The following is an 18,307-nucleotide window of genomic DNA, read 5'->3' as shown; positions in this document are numbered from 1 at the left end:
GGTGTTGGCCGGCAGCCCTTCCGATGCGGTCAACAAATTAAGGAAAGCCGAAACGGCGATGCAAATTACACGGCCAGACGATAAGACGAATGATCTTGTCGAGCTGATTGCACCCGCAAGGGATGCCGGGGTAAGTGAACATCAAGAAATCGACCATCCAATCGACCAAGTAATTGTTCAGGCACGCCGTGCACTCTCTTATCTGCGACCGGATAATCTTCCCGTGCGGACGGCAGCCGCTTGGATGCTGGGCGTCGCCAGCCAGCGGCGCGGAGTTTATTCCGACGCTCGTGACGCCTATAACGAAGTCATATCGAACAGCCGAATGATGGGGCATCAGCTGATGGCAGTAATCGCCATCACGGGACTAGGGCAAATCGAGGAAGCTGAACATCGAACCCGCACAGCGGCGGAATATTACGAAGAGGCTCTGCGATTGGGCGGAGATTTGCCACTTCCGGCTCTTCGTGAAGCGCAGCGCGGGCTAGCACGAATGCGCAAAAATGCAGTGACGAGCAGCCTCATTGAGCCGCTCAGTCAGCGGGAGCTCGAAGTGCTTGGGCTCATTGCAAAGGGGCTTTCAAACAAGGAAATCGGCGAGAAACTCTTTTTGGCCTTGGACACGGTCAAAGGGCATAATCGCAGGATTTTTGAAAAACTCCAGGTGCAAAGACGAACGGAAGCGATCGCGCGAGCCGCTGAATTGAATCTGCTCCCGAACCACCGAGAACCACACTAAAGTGTCTACAGGCACCACTCCTCTTGGAGCTATACTGCATATAAAATGAGCCAGGGGGAAATCAACATGAAAAGAATGGCAAAGGTTGCAGGGGCTTTGTTTCTAGTATCGACGTGTGCTTACATGATCGGGAGCGGAATTTTGGATCCTGTGCTGCATCGCCCGGATTTTCTTACACATCTGTATTCCGACCGAATAAATGTGGTCATGGGTTCGTTGTTGGAATTGATCAACGCCGTAGCGGTTATGGGGATTGCCATGCTTCTGTACCCCATTTTAAAGAAGCATAACGAACCGTTTGCGCTCGGATACTTCGGATCCCGAATCGTTGAGTCTGTGCTGCTGATCATAAGTACAGTCGCGCCGCTTATACTTATTGCACTGAGTCATCATTCCATTTCGGCAGGTACGGCCATGCATCCTTACTTTGAAACGATAGGCAATGTATTGCTAGAAGCGCATTCTATGCTCTTTCAAATAGCCATGATCGTACTGAGCTTGGGCAGCTTGCTGCTTTGTGATGTCCTCTATCGATCGAGGCTGGTGCCGCGGTTTTTGTCAGTCATCGGTTTCATCGGGTATGCCGCCTTGTTGGCCAGCAGCTGTCTGGCGATCATCGGTCAAGACATCGGACCCGTTCTGTACGTTCCAGGGGCCATATTCGAAGTCATGTTTCCCATTTGGATCATGATTAAAGGATTTCGTCTTCATGCGGCGCATTAGTAATGAAGGGGATTGCGAAGAAAAAGAACATGGAGCTCGAATAGGAATTTGACTCAGAGACGAGTGCTTTGAATAAACAAGGATCGAAATCCCGCTCATCTAGAGTCGTGGACCGGGCCGGTGAAGATTCACCTCGGTAAACATGACAAAGAAGTCATGCTTGGAATAAAGCCCCCTGCACTTCCGGGAGGTTTTGCAGGGCCTTACTCTTTTATTATTTACTTCATGCTAATCAGTCTGTTAATCCATCTGATCGTTATTTCATCCTTGACCTCTCGACTCCAATCGGAAGGGAACTGTAAATATTGTTCTTCTTCAGGCATTTTATGCAGTTGACGATGCACAATAGGATCAGCATTTTCATCATCACTGTAATATTGGGGAAACCGGTATTCTTGTCCTTCCAGTGATCGATAGACATAAAAACTGTACTCGATTTCGTCCACTACACAAAAGGCATGGCCTTGTACTCTCGGATCGCACCAGACATGGGTCCCCTTTAGCTTTTTCAAAGTAAGCAGGAACCCGTTCTTCTGCGCTTCCGTAACATGATAGTCATCCAAATAATATTTAGATGAGATTCGGTCAAAGTTCGTATCGATGATCTGGTAGTTGAGAATCACGTCGGCCCCCTTATGAAGAATGGGGTTAAAATAATCCTTCTGGATCCCGCCCTTATACTTGGATAATCGGCTCTTTACCAAGTAGTCGATATTACTGTGATCCAAATTCCGGCCAAAGGTTAAAAGAAATCGTCGCTTTTCCACTTTTACTCCAATCCCCATTTTTGGAATCAAATTATACAACCTATCATTTTTACCCACTTTGTGATTACGGCTTTAAGTATAACAGGACCAATCATCTAAACAATAGGTCAAATTGCAGGTGAAAGGTCGCTTTGGATTCACATTAACGATAGCGGGAGCATGAAAAAGGTCCATTCCATTTGCAGCTTTCACCCTAAAAAAGGGCAATGGCTGAGCCGCATATCGGATCATTCCTATGCTCTCCATGCTCTCCGAGGCTTCTCCAGGAAAACGCTGATCCATTCCAGAGGTTGAAGGCTGTTGGATACAGTACGTAGATTTGAGCAAGCCAAAAAGGTGATCGGGTTTCCCCACCCACCACCTTCTCTTTCATTATCTCGTTCGGCCACGGTCCCTTAAAACGCATCCGGAATATGCTCCAGCGCATCTACCGTCATATCGTCGCGAAGCAGGATCGAAATGACATCAAAACGAACCGGGGAGTCATGCAGCCTTTTGGAATGGACATACTGCTGCGCGGTATTTCGAACCTGCACAATTTTACGGGCATTCACGGACTCGGACGGCATTCCAAAGCCCGGCGCTCCACTTCGGCTGCGCACTTCAATAAAGATAAGCGCACCTTTCCATTCGGCAACGATATCCAGTTCGCCGAATCGGCATCGCCAATTCCGGTCCAGCACCCGATAGCCCTTCTCCTGCAGCCAGATGGCCGCGGCTTCCTCGGCGGCTGCTCCCTTTTGCCTTCGGTTGTCCTTTCCCGCCTGCGGCATTATGGCATTCCCCCTTCCCCGGCTTGTCGATCCGCCCGATATATATAGGTCAGCACTTCTGCCACCAGTTGATACAGCTCCGGCGGAATCTGTTGATCCAAATCCAGCTTCGACAAAATTTCAACCAACGCCGCGTCTTCCTGTACCGGCACGCCATGCTCTTTTGCCTTCTCAAGGATCGATTCTGCCAGCTTGCCCTGTCCTTTGGCTACGACAACCGGCGCATCGCTCTCTCCGGGCGTATATTTAAGGGCGACGGCTTTCTTTCTTGCCGTGATAAGCCCATTTTGCTGCTCGTTCATATCCGCATGTCCACCCCTTTATAGGTCTGCGGCATATAATCCGCAGCGGTGCCCTGCACCGCCTGTTCGCCGATCTGCTGCGGTCCTTCCGGCATCGGCTCGGTCTTGACGCTCAGCAGCTGATAGCCGATCGAAGCGATGCCCGAGGCAAGCTCCTGCCTCATGGCCTGGAACAGCTCTGCGGTCCATTCCTGATTATTCCGGAAGCTCAAGCTGACGATCCGGTCAACAACCTGCACATCGATCAAGGTATGACCCAGATGCTTCATATCCAGATCAAACAGCAGCCGGCAGTTGGTTGCATCCAGTTCTCCTTTGCGCCCCCTGCGCGACTGGATATGGACGGATGCGGTCTGCTCGCCTCCCGGCCCGTGCAGGGGAATGAACATCGTGACTTGCGCAAACGGAGCCGTCCTGTCCGTATTCAGCAGAAGCTGCTGCCCCGTCAAATGCTGTACGATTTGTTGGGCCGCTTCTTTGAGTGCAGGCGGGGCATCCGGACTAGCGATCACCTGCAGCAGCACCCCTTTCAGCGAATCCTGCAGAGCCGCTGGCGATTCGCCGGCCGCTCCGGCTGCAGCGATCCCGGATGCGGGCGGCTGCAGCTGCGGAGATGCCTGTACCCTATTAGAGGCCGGCCCCTGACCGTTCACGCCTGGCGCCGGGGCTTGCGATGCGGCCGGGTGGCTTGCAGGGGCCAAGCCGACGCCGCCGCTGTCCGGCCGGGCTGCCGAGGGCGATGCTGCCGCGCTAGCAGCAGCAGGTGCCTGCCCGCCTGGAGCAGCGGCAGCAAGCCCCCGGTGCCGGGGGCTTGCCCGGCCACGGCGCCTGCGGGGGCTTGCCCCGCTGGGCCTGCCGGTGCACCGCCGGCATTGGCGGCGGCAGGGCCGGCCGCCCCGGCGGACCCGCCTGCGGCCGGGCCGCCGCTTCCGGGCAGCGCTACCGCCTGCTGCCCGCCGGGCTGTGCGGCGCTCGCTGCGCGCGCCGCCTCTCCCGCGGGGCTGCTGCCTGCCCCGCGCAGGGCCTGCTGCTCGTGCTCCGCACCGAGCAGCTTCAACAGCCGCCCCACCCATGGCTCCGCGCCAGGGGTGGGCGGCTTTGGCGAAGGGCCTGCGGCCCCTTCGCCCGGCGCCGCCGTTGCCGCAGGCGCGGCGGCATGGCCTGCGGCCGGCGCGGCCGCGGGCTGCGCCGCGTGAGCCGGCAGCTGCGCAAGCTCGCCGCGCAGCTGGTGCAGCAGGCTCTGCAGCTTCGTCAGCAGAGCCTGCGGGCCGGCAGCCTGCGTTTGCCCGGCTGGCACTCCGCTGCCCGCCGCTGCACTGCCCTGGGCGGCCCCGGCTTGCGCGCTCGGCGCTGGTTCCGGCCCTTGGGTATGGCTTGGCATTGCTGCAGGTGAAGCCGCCGGGAAGCCGCTTCCTGCTCCGGCCGCCCCTCCGGCTGCGGTCCCCCCCTGCAGCGCATGCGCAAGCTGCCCTTCGAGGCTTTGCAGCAGCTGATGCAGCTGCGGGCCGAACACCGCCTGATGCAGTCCTCTCACACTCTCCGCGGTAACCGGCAGTCCACGGTGGAACGCAATCGCCGCCGATTCCGCCCATTCCGCGGCGGGCACTTGGGGAGGCTTAGCCATCATGGCTTCTTTAAACGAAGCGATATGCTCCTTGGTCAATGGGACTCCCGCTTGCTGCATGCTGCGGATCATTTCCCGGTTCTCTTTCGTATCCGGGAGTCCGGCGAATTCCAATACCTCCGACATTGACGATGGCGACAACGGCTGGCCGGGCATTTGAGATAACGGTTTAAGAACCGCGGTTCCCCCTTCACCCGGCGGCTGGACCTGAAGCAGCGCCGTTTCGCCGGCACGCAGCGGAGTCTCCAGCTTGGCCTTCACCTGCACCCCTTGAATTTGTACGACGGCTTCCTGCCCGTCATCCGATACATTCATTACAACTCCGCGAACGACCTGACCCGGTTTCAGCTCCAGCGCCTTGACGTCTCCCGGCTTCTGCTCTCCCAGCAGCCCGCGTATCAACGATCCGATGTTCACGATGCTTCCTCCAAACGTTCCTTTTCCTATTTATATCGGCAGCAGCCCGCCTTTTGACAAGGGCGGGCTGCTAGCGGGATAAAGTTAGAACAGCGATAATTGCTCGATCTCCATATTTTTCAGAAAGCTTCTTCGGTGCATCGGCGTAGGTCCGTGCAGCTGCAGCTGCTCCCGGTGCGTCTTCGTGGCATAACCTTTATGTACGGCAATCCCGTATCCGGGGTACTGTGCCTCCCATTCCCCTTCGCATAACCGATCGCGGGTCACCTTGGCGATGATCGAAGCCGCCGCAATCGACTGGCTGTTCGCATCTCCCTTGATGATCGCCTGCTGCGGGATATCGCAATCGACCCGTTCGGCATCGACAAGCAGGAACTCGGGAGTGACAACAAGCTGATCCAAGGCCATTTTCATCGCGAGCCGGGCGGCCTGCTTAATATTAATACGATCGATCGTCTCGGCATCCACTCTCCCGACGCCTACGGCCAGCGCCTGGTCCATGATCTGTTCATAGAGGGCATCCCGCTTCTTCGCGCTCAGCTTCTTAGAATCATTGATCCCCTCAATCACAAGACCCTCCGGCAAAATAACGGCAGCAGCGACAACATCTCCGAACAAACAGCCGCGCCCGACCTCATCAACACCTGCAATATGTAAATAACGGGGCCAATACTCCCGCTCGTACATCAATAAATCTGTCATTTGCGATAGCTCCTTAGTACTCCTATACAAAGCATGATGGCTTCACTCTAGCTTGAGGATTATTTTCTCGCTTTCTAGCAGTTTCGTACGAGATCGATCTCCCCTTTTACTAGAGTATCATATCCCTAGGCCAGCGTCATCCCATCCGATTGGATCGATCACCTTGGTTCGACTGGTTTTACCATCCTTCCATCTTGACATATCTTCTGATCGTGTCATGATTCAGGCAATGAAGGATAGGAACGATGTATTCATATATTTTTTTGCAAGTACGTGGCTTTTTGGTTCTCTTCGGTGTCTAATTCATTGTAAATCAAGAGGAGGTTCTATAAAATGGCAGGAGCTCAGGACACCAAGTCTGTTTATCCGGATAAGCAGGCTAGCATTACAAGCTTTGAAAGCACGTATAAGCTGTATCGTCAAAGAATCCGCACCTACTTTTCGGTGAAATTGAACCCCATGGCCGCGGATGATTTGACGCAGCAGATCTTTTTGAAGGCTGTCGAAAATTTTCACAACTTTAGAGCCGGCTCTAATGTATTCACATGGATCTTCAAGATTGCCCAGAATACGTTAAAAAACGAATATCGGAGACTGTCGCGAAAAAAAGAAGCTCCATTCGATTTTACGGCTTTCGAATCACAATCGATCTCCCTTGAATTTACGAAATATGTTGATTATCGGATTGATATTGGAGCCGCGTTTAAAGCATGTAATGAGCTCGACCAAGAAAGCATTGCATTACGCTTTTTTGTGGACTGCACGCTGCCTGAAGTCGCCAAGATCGTTGGCATGCGTGAAAGCGCGGTGAAGAACAGATTGTACCGCTCTCTGGAAAAACTAAGGACAGAACTGAAAGAATGGGGGGACATCACCATCATGTCGATTCAAGATTTTATTTCCATTGTCAATAAGGGTGACGGCGAGGGGACGCACCAGCGTCTGAATAAGGTGCATCATGACTTGTTCGTTGAACTCGGGAACCATGTTGAACGAGTCTCGTCGAAATACCATCACGATCCATTGCGAAAAGTAATCATTGAAATATACCCCGATCTGCCAACCTTCCATCGGGCAGTAGGAGAAGCCGATGCGCCGAATTGGTTTATGGACACTTATGAGGGGAATATTCTTAAAATCGTATCTCCGTTGAACCCGGGACCCGAGCATACGTATCAATCTATCTTGAAAAGTACCGTCCACTTGTTCAAATGAATTGAATAACGATACCTGGGACTTCGAAACGATGAAAGGATTTCAGTTCTCCTATAGGTTCGTGGAATTTGTGATTGAGCAATATGGAATCGATACGTTAAACGAAGTGATCCGTAATCCTCATGATTTTAACCGGATCTTCCAATGCTCCGAGCTTGAATTGCACCAGAGGATGGTTGATTATTTAAAAAGGTAATCGGTATACAAACACAAAAAGCCCGGCAATGTACCGGGCTTTTTGCTCTTCTTAGATTCTCGAAACGGGGCATCCATTTCCCCTTGACCGTTTGCCGATCGTTGAACTTCTAACTGTTGCTTCTACTCGACCCCAGTCGGTATATAGCCGGTCTGAAATACTTCCCTACTTTTTCAAGCTCGTTCATTACGTATTTGATTTTTTCTTCATCTTGATGCCAGTTGTCTTTAGAAGTCCCCGTCTTGTCGATCACTGGGCTTACATAAAAAACCGTCTCGCTTGGAAATACAAATTGATAGGTTAAAAGCGCTCTTCGAGCATGATAGTTTTTACAGACCAGTACTACCTTCCTGGGATGAATGCCATGTTGCTGCAATACTTCCAGTGACAAGCGCGCATTTTCAAAGGTGTTCGCTGCTTTATCTTCCTTCAGGATGGATTCTGGAGGAACGCCTAGTGAAACTCCAACATTTCTCAGAAACTCCCATTCCGTTGCTTCGACATGCGGCGTGGAGCCGCCAGAAGGCAGGATACATGGAGCGATGCCCTGATGAAATAACATTGCAGCCCTTTCCATAAGTTGAGGATGGCTGGCACCTGGTATTAAAATAACATCGGATTGGTCCACCTCTGATTCAAAAAACATGAAGTCGCTAATACAGTCGAATGGAAATGGCATCATAGCCCCTCCTGTCATTGGCTGCGTATTTTCCCCGTTTAGATTAACTAGTAAACGTTCGAAACGGCCCTGATTTATATTCGTTCCTTACAGGATACCGAAGGGAGTAAACGAACATGTTTTTCTTATTCGACATGGCGTCCTCATGTTCCTTGCTATTTGAGTTACGGCGTCTCCAGCCTCCACGCTTGCCTGCGCTGCCCCGCCGGTTCGCCAAGCTGGAGCTTCGTGCCGTCTTCCGACACTTCCAGCGCTTGCCCGTTATGGAGAGAAACAATGGCCACGGTTCCGTCCTGATTGGGTTCAAGCCTCCAGCGCTGGTTGTTGAATCCGAGGTAGCTGTAAAGTTGAAGCCGATTTTGGCCCGTGTCCAAATCCAGCGCCTTCCCTTCGAGCGTTCGAATCGAATAGGTCCCGCTCCCTGCCGGAACGAGCATCCACTGCTGATGCTCCGATCCGTCAGGGGCTTGCACCGTAACCGGCTCCCCGTTCTGGGAACGATCCGCATGCAGCGCTTTGGGCATGGCGGCATTTTCAATCTTGGTCACTTCAAGCTCGGCATTCGACATATGGCTGGCATAGAGATGCTGGAAAGCCGCTTGGCCGCCGAACACGTGCACGCCGAAGCGGCCTTCAGCAAATGTGCCGTCCTCCAAGTCCGCGAGCTCCTGGCCATCCACCTCTACCCGGATATGCGGTCCGTTCGCCTCGACTTTAATCCGATACGTTCTTCCCGACTGAAGAAACGACGCCTTTCTTGCGAGCACCTGGCGCTCCTCGAACCTCCCCTCCACCTTGTAAAACAGCCGGATCGCCTTGAGATTCGGATCGAGATTCACATAATATCCGCTGCGACCGTCCCTACTGGCACGGAATAGAAGGGATCCGGCACCCCCGCTGTCTCCAAGCCTTATTTCTCCCTCATACGTAAAATTGCCTGCGGATATGTCCGACATATATGCGGCATCGCCGATATGGCCGCCCCGGATGCCGTCCTTGGTCAGCACCCATCGGGATGCTGAGACGTCCGACTTCCAACCGGTAAGGTTCGTATGAAAGACACCGCTGGTCACATTCACGCGCGTGCCGGACGATACTTTTCCGTTCGGCGTCGAGGCGGTAATGAGAGCAGTTCCCTCTCCTTTCGCCACGATCACCGTGCTCGAATGTCCAGATGACGTTACCTCCGCAACCTTTGGATCGCTCGACGACCAAACGATCCCGTCTGCCCCTTTACCCTGTCCGTTATCAATGGAAGCAAAGAGCGGTTTGGTCTGTCCCAAGGATAGCTCAAGCGTCTCGGTATCCATAACGACCCGCGGCTCTTTCGCCTCATCCTCCCTCCAAATATGCTGCAATGCATGGACTTGAAGCGATACCACCTTCACCTTCCCGCCCTCACTGTAAAAGCTCATGCCTCTGCTGGCCGGATCCGGGAAGATGACATCGGAGAATACGACCCTGCCGTCATTGCCGAACACTTCTACCGAGGATTCATCCACCAATATTCGCAGCTTGATCCGGTTGCCTTCAGGCTTGAGCGGGGCTTCGTGCAGCGTAGAGAACAAGTCCGAGAAATCCGTCATGCCGGATGCGGAGCGGTCTACGAACATCTTGCTGCCGGCTGCGCGGTAACCGACAAGCGTCCTCTGCCCGTCACCTTCACGCAGCCGGAACCCAAATTCGGAGGCGGCTCCGGTTGGCGGCAGCTCCAGCTCCGCCTCGATTTCATAAGCGCCTGATGTGATCCCTTTGAGCAGATTTTCGCCGGAAGTCCCCACCTCGCGGTTGGTGATGTGCAGAACGGGGCTTCGGAGCTGAGCGAGCTCTTCAATCGGAGTCTGATGCATCCGGATTCCCTCCTCCGTCTCCTTAAGCGACACTTGTCTCGGAATGCTCAGCTGCCCCTTCCACCCCGTTGTCGGAAAGCTGAACGGATAATCCCAATTGGTCATCCAGGCCAGCATGATTCTTCGCCCGTCCGGCATATCGGAGAAAGACATCGATGCATAGTATTCTTTGCCCCAATCCGTCTTCAGGACAGTGCCTGCCGGATTGTCGTTAATGAATTTGCCTTCGGGCGTCAAGTCACCGATGAAATATTCGGCATCGGAGCCCTGCGTGTTCGGATTGGCACCGGTGCTGATCATCAGCACCCATTTGCGCTTTTTGCTCCCTTCGACCGGAAGCTGAAACAGGTCCGGACATTCCCATACGCCTCCGCGGATGTAAGCTCCGTATCCGAATTGATCGGTCAAGGTCCAATTCAGCAGATTGGTAGAGGTGAACAACCGGATATGGTCGCCGCCCGATACAACCATCACCCAGCGATTATTGGCCTCATCCCGGACGACCTTCGGATCGCGGAAATCCCATCCGCCCGGATCCTCGCCGGTCTTCCCCGGATTTTCAATGACAACGGGATGCTCTTCCGAGTACTTCCAAGTCCGCCCGCGGTCGGTGCTGTACGCAAGACCGATTTTTTGATTGCCGTTATGCCGGTCCGGATTGTAGGAGGTATAGTAGGCGATCAGTCCTTTGCCTCCGGAGCTTCCGAACAAACCCGAAGCGTTCGTTGTATCGGCAACCGCGGAGCCGGACCAGACATGACCGAGATCATTCCATGGCAGGGCAATCGGCAGCCGTTTCCAATGAATCAGATCCCGGCTGACAGCATGCGCCCACTGTCCGCCGTCCTGGTGAAAGAGATGATACTCCCCTTCAAAATATACCAGTCCGTTCGGATCGCTTGCCGAGCCCCGAATCGGACTGTAATGATACTGCGGCCGATACTTCTCGGTATAGTAGCTGGCATAGGGCGTTATATAAACGTCTTGAAAATAAGCGATTCCGGAGCTGGCCATAACACCGTGATATCCGCTAGGGAAGGCCGTATCGACCATGTCGATCGCAGCCGGCTCATAACCGTCTACGAATATTTGAATCCGTTCCCCGATCGCTTTTACTTCCAGATGATGCCGGCTTTCCCGTTGACTCGGATAAGTCACACGGGATTCGTGAAGGATCGTCCCGTCGGCCTTTTTTAAATAGACCCTTACCCGCTCCCCCTCTCCCTGAAGAACAGCGGCATACCCTTCCGTTCCCTGCGCATTGCTTCTGAATAATAAGCCGGCCGAGCCTTGCCCGTTCAGGATCAGATCGCCTTCAAGCACAACATCCGCCTCATGGTTCCGGAATACTTTCTTGGCTTCCAGCCCGTCCTCTCCCGTGCCTTTGAGCCCCTTCAAATCCGGCTGCCATAATCCTTGGGAGGAGATGGGCTCCAACGTATTGCCAGACATATCGCTGACCCGGATGTTTTGAAACAGCGCTGAACCGTTCCAGACGTGCAGCCCGAGGCGGCCCGTCCGATGCGCAGCGGCTTCCGTATCAATGACCGGTTCATATTGCTGCCCCCAGTAAACCTGAAGCCGGGTTCCTTCCGCTTTGACTCTTAGATGGTATATGTCTCCCGGTTTCGCTTCGACCTTCCGTTCGACATTAAGGACACCTTCCCCGCCGCTAGCATCCTTCAGGCGGATAACGCCGGCACCGAGAGCGAGCTGCAGCATGTACGAGCTCCACCCGTCTTCACCGGAGCGGAACAGAAGGGTGGCATCTGCCTGGGGATCCGTTACCATAACATCGGCCTCATAAATAAAATCGTCGGCGACCGTTTCCGATATGGCCATCACATTCTCTTGCGGATCCGATGTTAGCCGAAGTCCCTCCCCTGTTACCTCCATCCGCCCTTTGCCATGCAGCTTCCATCCCGTTACATTCGAGTTGATTGCGCTTTCATTAATCATCGCGCTTTTCCCTTCTGCAGCTTCCGAAGCTGCGCTGTCCAGCTGGGTAACCAAACTGGCATGGGTATCCAAGCTCGAATTGGAAGCGCCGAACGATATTGCAGCGCTCGAAGCAGCCATCACGACAGCCAAGCTTAGAGACAGGATTAATTTTGCGAACCATTTCATCATACTCCCTCCAAATCCAACCTTGTATTTAAAACTTCCCTATTCGCAGCTGATGATCTTGCACTCCTTTTTCGTAATCTTCCCCGTCCCTATGACGAAAGCTGCCCTGCGGCTGCAGAGCAGCCATCGCATAAGAAATCGCTGCTAAACGGCGGAACGGCGGTCTTGAATCGCCTTTAATCCCAGTGCCAGCGCACCGTAAAGTCCGGCTTGAGAGCCCAAACCGGGTGGAATGATATATTCCTCGATCCGGTTCATAATTTCATCCGCCTGCACATAGCCGTTTAATATCCGTTGAACTTCGGAACGGACCAGCGGAAACAGATGGGCCTGCTGCATGACGCCGCCGCCCAGAATGATCTTCTCCGGGGAATGCGTCAAAATGATCCCTGCAACGGCCTGGGCGATATAGTAGGCTTCCATAGGCCAGGCCGGGTGGTCTGCCGGCAGCTGATCGCCTTTCACGCCCCAGCGCGCTTCGATCGCCGGGCCGGCAGCCATGCCCTCGAAGCAATCTCCGTGATAAGGACAAGCCCCTGCATATTGATCGTCAGGATGGCGTCTTATCAGGACATGGCCTCCTTCCGGATGAACCAGTCCATGGACGAGCCTGCCTTCGGCATATACGCCGACCCCTACGCCGGTACCGATCGTTATATAAACGCAGCTGCCCAGGCCTTTTGCCGCTCCCCACACCGTTTCGCCGTAGGCTGCCGCGTTCACGTCCGTATCCCAACCGTATGGCACATCATAATGTTTCTTCAGTTTCCCGAGCACGTCGCAATGTCCCCAGCCCTGCTTCGGCGTCGTTGTCACGAACCCGTATGTAGTGCTGCTGGGCTTCAAATCGATCGGGCCGAATGAGCCGATGCCGATCGCATCCACATTTTTTTCGCTGAAGTAGGAAATGACGCGGGACAGCGTAACATCCGGATGCTCTGTCGGAAAATGGACGACATCCTCCATGATCCCAAGCTCATTGCCAACGCCGCAGAGAAACTTGGTGCCTCCTGCCTCAATTGCTCCGATACGCATATCTTCATGCTCCTAACCTGGCTATATATTTTTGCGTGTTACAACGACAATTCGTAGAGACGAAGAGATCGGATCACTTCTGCTTGCTCGGCGTCGCCCGCTTCTACGGTCAAGCTCATCGATGCTTTATCCGGATAGATCAGGTCCGTGAAGACGATCTGACCGCCGCCTGCAAACACTTCGACGGAGGAACGGTCGACCAATATCCGAAGCTCCACATGCTCATCCTTGGTTTTCATTTGCGCTGCGTGTCTTCCGGGAAACGCGGGGTGGAAATCCGAAATGCCGGACCTGGACCGATCCACATAAACCTCGGATGCTGGGCCGTTGTACCCGATGACCGTCTCCTGCTCCGGCCCGATTCTTATTTTAAACGCAATGGCGCTGTCAGCTTTGATGACCGCATGGATTTCATAGCTGTCCAGCCGGAGCTTCGACAGCTTTGCAGCCACCGTAGCTGCGTCTGCCCGCTCAATGGACACAACCGGTCTCCGGTAACGCTCCAGCTCACGCGCCGGCTGCTGAATCAGTTCCGCCACGCCGTCGCGTTCTTCCAGCTTCAGCTCGCGTACCGTGGTCATGGCCCCCCGATAGCCGGAAGTCGGTGTCTGGTTTGCATACTTCCAGTTGCTCATCCAGCCGATAAATAGACGCCTGCCATCCGCTTCCGGGATATCCGACCAGCTGACGCCGGCGTAATTATCCCGTCCGTGATCGAGCCAGCGGATCCGGCTAGCCGACGCTTCATCGGGCTTAAAGCACGCTCCGTCGAACTCACCGGTAAAAAACTGCGTTCGGGAGCCTTCGGCATACGCCGGATTGTCGCCGATGCTAACGAGCATCACCCACTTCGTCATCCCTTCGCCGACCGGCAGCGGGAACAGGTCCGGACACTCCCATACCCCGTCGTGGGATCCGATCCCTTCACCGAACTCGCTTCCAAAAGCCCAATCCTTCAAATCAGGAGACGTAAAGATGCAGACCGTCTGTCCGCATGCCACGATCATGACCCATCTCTTCGTCGCTTCATGCCAGAATACCTTGGGATCGCGAAAGTCAACGTAGCTCTCATGCTTCAGTACCGGATTTCCGGCATATTTCGTCCACGTCCTCCCGCTGTCTTTGCTGTAAGCGAGGCTTTGGTACTGCTTGACTTCGGTGCCGCCGGCAGCTTCGACATGATGCGTAAAGATGGCAACCAGTCCCGGCTCGTCATCGAAGAACCCGGTCGTATTGTGCCAATCGACAACGGCGCTGCCGGAAAATATCATGCCGTGCTCATCGGGCAAGAGCGCGATCGGAAGCTCTTCCCATGCCACCAAATCCTTGCTGACCGCATGCCCCCAATGCATCGGTCCCCAAGTCGTACCGAACGGATGATGCTGATAAAATAAATGGTACTCTCCCTTGAAAAAGACCATCCCGTTCGGATCGTTCATCCAATTCTGCTTCGGGGAAAAATGATATACGCCCCGGTAGTTATCCTGTGTAATCGTTGACATGATCTGTGCTCCTTTAGTTGTAGTCATATAAAAGAGCAGCCGTGAGCCATATTCGGAAACCGCACGGCTGCTGAGTCCTTATTTCGTGCTGCGATCATATCCCGCCTGTTTGATGGACAGCCATTCCTGCAGTCCAAGACGGTCCAGCTCCTTCAGATAAGCATCCCATTCCTGATCGATTTTTCCGTTCTGGTACCATTCGGTGCGCATTCTCTCCAGGTACGGGAATAAATCCGTTTCGATGGTGGACAACCGGTCCAGCTCCTCGATGGAGAAGAACACCTTCGGATACGTATTCTCCGCTTTCATATGCGGTACCATGACATCCTTCATCAGCTTCAGCCTCCATGCCGCGTCATCCGGCATCGTGGTATATTTGCCGTAATATTCGTCGAGGATTGCGAGCGGCCCCGCAATGCTCGTTTTTTGACGCAGTTCGACCGGGGCGGTTCCTTCAAGCGGAAGATGCTTCAGCATTCCCTTCTCCTCGTCCAGCTCGAAGATATTCTGCTGCGTATCGTCTCCGTATGTCCCCCAGTTGTTCTGTACCGACTGCAGCGGCTCATACAGCTGATCGACCCATTTAGCGGTCTCTTCCAGATGCTTGTTGCTGCTTGTAATGACCATTCGGCCGCGGTCAAGACCGATTCCGTTCGTGCGGGTGACATTCTTCTCCCCGCTCGGACCGGCAAGCGGCGGCATCAGATCATAAGCATCGTTCATGCCGGTAATGTTCGCTTTATCCCAAGTGAAGTACAATCCGTATCGATGGTCTTTGCCTTTGGCGAGATAGGTGTTCCAATCCTGCTGGAACGCTTCGATATCGATAAGTCCTTCCTCGTACAGCTCATTCACAAACTTCACGGCATCTTTATAGCCTTCTTCCGCTGCGGTGAAGACGACCTTTCCATCGTCGGTGACCACGGTATGATCCCAGTTCTCTCCAAGCCCGAATGATGCAAAAAGGAAGGTCAGATCCTCGCCGCCCGGCTTATTGATGAACGATAGCGGAATTTCATCCGCTTGTCCGTTTCCGTTCGGGTCCTGCGTCTTGAACGCGATCAGCACCTCTTTCAACTCCTCGGTCGTCGTCGGCATCTCAAGCCCGAGCTTGTTCAGCCACTCGACATTGATCCACGGGAAGTTATCGACCGATTGAATGCGCTCCTTGCCGGATCCCAGCTCTTCGATCCACGGAAACGAATAAATATGTCCATCCGGTGCCGTAATCAAACTTCGGTATTCTGGGGCTTGCTCCAGCACCTTTTTGAAATTCGGCATATGCTGGTCGATCAAATCCTCGACGGGGATGATGACCCCGTCCTTGGCCAGCTTCAGCAGATCGTAATCGCCGTATCCGGCGTCAAAGATCGCGTCCGGGAGATCGCCGCTGGCTACGGCCAAATTCCGTTTCTCCGCAAAAACGTCGCTGGTGTAATTTTTCCAGTTGATATGAATGCCCGTCTTCTCCTCCAGTCGCTTGTTGATCAATTTGTCGTTCGGGTCGGCCGGCGCGAGCGGCGAGCTTTGCGTCAGGAAGTTGAGCGTTACCTTCCCGTCCGGCGATTCGCTCTCCGCCTTGCCGCCCCCGCCGCAGCCGGAAAGGAGCAGCAGCGCAGCGAGCGCCGATATCGACATGACCTTGCCTGCGGTTCTTTGGGTTCTTGTCTTTTTCATTCGAATGACCTCCATATCATTGCTATTTATGCTCAGGGGGTGCCTATTTCAAGGAACCGACCATGACGCCTTTCTCGAAGTATTTCTGGAAGAACGGGTACATGACAAGCAGCGGAAGGCTTGAGATGACAATCGCGGAGTACTTGATCATCTCGGACAGCCGCTTCAGCTCTGCCATGGCAAGCTGGTCGTTGATCATGCCGGGAGCCGCCTGGTTTTGGATCAGGATCGACCGGAGCACCAGCTGCAGCGGGTGCAGCTTCGGATCCTCCAGGTAGATCATGGCATCGAAGAATGCGTTCCACTGGCCGACAAATGCATATAGGGCAAGGACAAAAATGATCGGCTTCGATAAAGGCAGCACGATTCCGAAGAAAATCCGCTTATCCGATGCTCCATCCACATTGGCCGCCTCTTTCAGCTCCTTCGGGATGCCCTTGAAGAAGGTTCTGGACAAAATAATATTCCACACGTTGACGGCTCCAGGTATGATGACAGCCCATACCGTATTCAGCATGCCCAGCTCCCTTACCAGCAGGTATGTAGGAATCAGTCCGCCGCCGAAGAACATCGTGATGATAAACAAGGTCATGAATACATGCCGGCCGGCGAGCCTATTTTCGGAAAGGGCATATCCGGCACAGACCGATACGGTTACGGTGACAAACGCAAAGGCTGCCGAATAAAACACGGCGTTCCCGAACCCTCGAACCATCGCAGGATTGGACAGAATTTTTTTGTAGCCTTCGAGGCTCCAATCCGACAAGTTAAACGAGAGTCCCTTGCTCAGCAGCACCGTCGGATCCATAAACGAAGCCACGACAATGTAAACCAGCGGCACGACGACGATGAGGACGGCAAGAGTAAGAAAAATTCCGATGATCGTTAACAGAAAACGGTCGAACCGCGAGTGCTTGACGGCCATACAATTTAACTCCTTCCTAGTAGAGGCCTTCTCCCTCATTTAGTTTCTTGACGATGAAGTTTACCGAGATCAGCAGGATGACGTTAATGACCGAGTTAAAGAGTCCCACCGCGGCGGAATAGGCATAGTCACCCGATTGCAAGCCGACCTTGTACACATAGGTTGCGATAATCTCGGAAGCCGGAAGGTTCATCGAGGTTTGCATCAAGTAGGCCTTTTCAAACCCGATCGACATGATGCCGCCGGCCGCGAGAATGAATACGATGGCCATGATCGGCCGGATCGTCGGAAGATCGATGTTGCGGATTCGTTGGAGCAGATTGGCGCCGTCCAGGCTAGCAGCGTTATGCAGCTCCGGATCGACGTTCGCGAGTGCCGCCACATAAATGATCGATGCCCATCCGGCTCCCTGCCAAATATCCGATAATATATAAATCCATCGGAAATACTCCGGCTTCGACATGAACATGAGAGGCTCGCCCGTGATCCAGATCACGAACTGGTTAATCGGACCGGTCGGCGACAAGAAGATGAAGAGCATCCCGACAATGACGACAACCGAAATAAAATTGGGGGCGTACAGGAAGAGCTGAATATTTTTCTTCACGGATGCTCTGCGGATCTGATTCAGCATCAGCGCCAAAATGATAGGCACCGGGAAGCTGAAGATGAGGCCGAAAAAGCTTAGTTTAAGCGTATTCATAAAAATGACATCGAAATTAGGCGAAGATAGAAACTTCTCGAAATGCTTCAGCCCCACCCATTCGCTCCCCAAAATCCCTTTGATCGGGCTGAAGTCCTTGAAGGCAATGATCGCGCCGTACATCGGCACATATTTGAAAATAAGGGTCAGTATAAGCGCCGGAGCAAGCAGGATGTACAGAAAGTAGTTTTTTTTCAGGAATTCGAGCCCCTTCCCCGCGGATCGCCTCTCTCTGCGCACCATAGACTGTTGATCGATTTCTGCCGAGCTTTCCAAACCTTCTACCTCCGTTTCACTCAAAAAAGTTTACAGTAAGGGTTTTCATTTTCCCACTGCGGTTGTTCATTGCTT

Annotated in this window: 15 protein-coding genes and 1 pseudogene; 3 read left to right on the top strand and 13 right to left on the bottom strand. The window is 53.6% G+C overall.

The genetic code is table 11. From position 1 onward, the window contains the following. Positions 1 to 154: 154 nt before the first annotated feature. Positions 155 to 739, top strand: a pseudogene (locus NST44_RS31080) (LuxR C-terminal-related transcriptional regulator); the annotation flags it as partial. Between the two features lie 66 nt (positions 740 to 805). Next, on the top strand, positions 806 to 1,462 hold the full coding sequence (locus NST44_RS15865; protein ID WP_213617081.1) for a DUF4386 domain-containing protein: 657 nt from the start codon (positions 806 to 808) through the stop codon (positions 1,460 to 1,462). A gap of 218 nt (positions 1,463 to 1,680) precedes the next feature. Here the strand turns inward: NST44_RS15865 and NST44_RS15860 are convergent, their stop codons facing one another. From NST44_RS15860 to NST44_RS15835, 6 genes are all read right to left on the bottom strand, one after another. Further along, positions 1,681 to 2,229: a hypothetical protein gene (locus NST44_RS15860; RefSeq protein ID WP_213617105.1), complete on the bottom strand. Its 549-nt coding sequence runs from the start codon at positions 2,227 to 2,229 to the stop codon at positions 1,681 to 1,683. Between the two features lie 395 nt (positions 2,230 to 2,624). After that, positions 2,625 to 3,002, bottom strand: a complete 378-nt coding sequence (locus NST44_RS15855) for a YraN family protein (RefSeq protein ID WP_213617083.1) — start codon at positions 3,000 to 3,002, stop codon at positions 2,625 to 2,627. Next, positions 3,002 to 3,304 (bottom strand): EscU/YscU/HrcU family type III secretion system export apparatus switch protein, encoded by a 303-nt coding sequence (locus tag NST44_RS15850; RefSeq protein WP_213617085.1) that lies wholly within the window; start codon positions 3,302 to 3,304, stop codon positions 3,002 to 3,004. Before NST44_RS15850 ends, NST44_RS15855 begins: the two co-directional genes overlap by 1 nt. Next, on the bottom strand, positions 3,301 to 4,005 hold the full coding sequence (locus tag NST44_RS15845; RefSeq protein ID WP_340900061.1) for a hypothetical protein: 705 nt from the start codon (positions 4,003 to 4,005) through the stop codon (positions 3,301 to 3,303). Before NST44_RS15845 ends, NST44_RS15850 begins: the two co-directional genes overlap by 4 nt. Continuing rightward, a complete protein-coding gene (locus tag NST44_RS15840; protein ID WP_340900060.1) occupies positions 3,954 to 5,345 on the bottom strand; it encodes a hypothetical protein in 1,392 nt (463 codons plus the stop codon). The genes NST44_RS15845 and NST44_RS15840 overlap by 52 nt, the downstream gene beginning before the upstream one ends. 84 nt (positions 5,346 to 5,429) lie before the next feature. Then, positions 5,430 to 6,077: a ribonuclease HII gene (locus NST44_RS15835; RefSeq protein WP_083832665.1), complete on the bottom strand. Its 648-nt coding sequence runs from the start codon at positions 6,075 to 6,077 to the stop codon at positions 5,430 to 5,432. A 303-nt stretch (positions 6,078 to 6,380) separates the two neighbouring features. Here NST44_RS15835 and NST44_RS15830 point away from each other — a divergent pair, with 303 nt between their 5' ends. Continuing rightward, positions 6,381 to 7,262, top strand: a complete 882-nt coding sequence (locus NST44_RS15830) for an RNA polymerase sigma factor (protein WP_244869302.1) — start codon at positions 6,381 to 6,383, stop codon at positions 7,260 to 7,262. Positions 7,263 to 7,567: 305 nt separating this feature from the next. On the opposite strand, the gene NST44_RS15825 is transcribed toward NST44_RS15830, so the two are convergent. The 7 genes from NST44_RS15825 to NST44_RS15795 all read right to left on the bottom strand — a co-directional run bounded on the left by NST44_RS15825 (position 7,568) and on the right by NST44_RS15795 (position 18,199). Next, positions 7,568 to 8,137, bottom strand: a complete 570-nt coding sequence (locus NST44_RS15825; protein ID WP_340901445.1) for a YdcF family protein — start codon at positions 8,135 to 8,137, stop codon at positions 7,568 to 7,570. 164 nt (positions 8,138 to 8,301) lie between these two features. Then, complete coding sequence (locus tag NST44_RS15820) at positions 8,302 to 12,114, bottom strand: GH32 C-terminal domain-containing protein (RefSeq protein ID WP_213617089.1); 3,813 nt, start codon at positions 12,112 to 12,114, stop codon at positions 8,302 to 8,304. Positions 12,115 to 12,258: 144 nt separating this feature from the next. Next, positions 12,259 to 13,149, bottom strand: a complete 891-nt coding sequence (locus NST44_RS15815) for an ROK family protein (RefSeq protein WP_007132087.1) — start codon at positions 13,147 to 13,149, stop codon at positions 12,259 to 12,261. Positions 13,150 to 13,187: 38 nt separating this feature from the next. Beyond that, positions 13,188 to 14,651 carry a glycoside hydrolase family 32 protein gene (locus NST44_RS15810; protein WP_213617091.1) on the bottom strand — a complete coding sequence of 488 codons (1,464 nt, stop codon included), beginning with the start codon at positions 14,649 to 14,651 and terminating at the stop codon, positions 13,188 to 13,190. Positions 14,652 to 14,729: 78 nt separating this feature from the next. After that, positions 14,730 to 16,328, bottom strand: coding sequence for an ABC transporter substrate-binding protein (locus NST44_RS15805; protein ID WP_028406846.1), 1,599 nt, complete (start codon positions 16,326 to 16,328; stop codon positions 14,730 to 14,732). Positions 16,329 to 16,371: 43 nt separating this feature from the next. Continuing rightward, positions 16,372 to 17,253 carry a carbohydrate ABC transporter permease gene (locus tag NST44_RS15800; RefSeq protein WP_007132090.1) on the bottom strand — a complete coding sequence of 294 codons (882 nt, stop codon included), beginning with the start codon at positions 17,251 to 17,253 and terminating at the stop codon, positions 16,372 to 16,374. A 16-nt stretch (positions 17,254 to 17,269) separates the two neighbouring features. Next, positions 17,270 to 18,199 (bottom strand): ABC transporter permease, encoded by a 930-nt coding sequence (locus NST44_RS15795; protein ID WP_050954082.1) that lies wholly within the window; start codon positions 18,197 to 18,199, stop codon positions 17,270 to 17,272. Positions 18,200 to 18,307: the final 108 nt, after the last annotated feature.

Source organism: Paenibacillus sp. FSL W8-0919, from assembly GCF_038003785.1.
GTDB classification, from domain to species: domain Bacteria; phylum Bacillota; class Bacilli; order Paenibacillales; family Paenibacillaceae; genus Paenibacillus_AQ; species Paenibacillus_AQ lactis.
The sequence above is the reverse complement of the archived record's forward strand: the minus strand, read 5'-3'. Positions and strand labels throughout refer to the sequence as shown.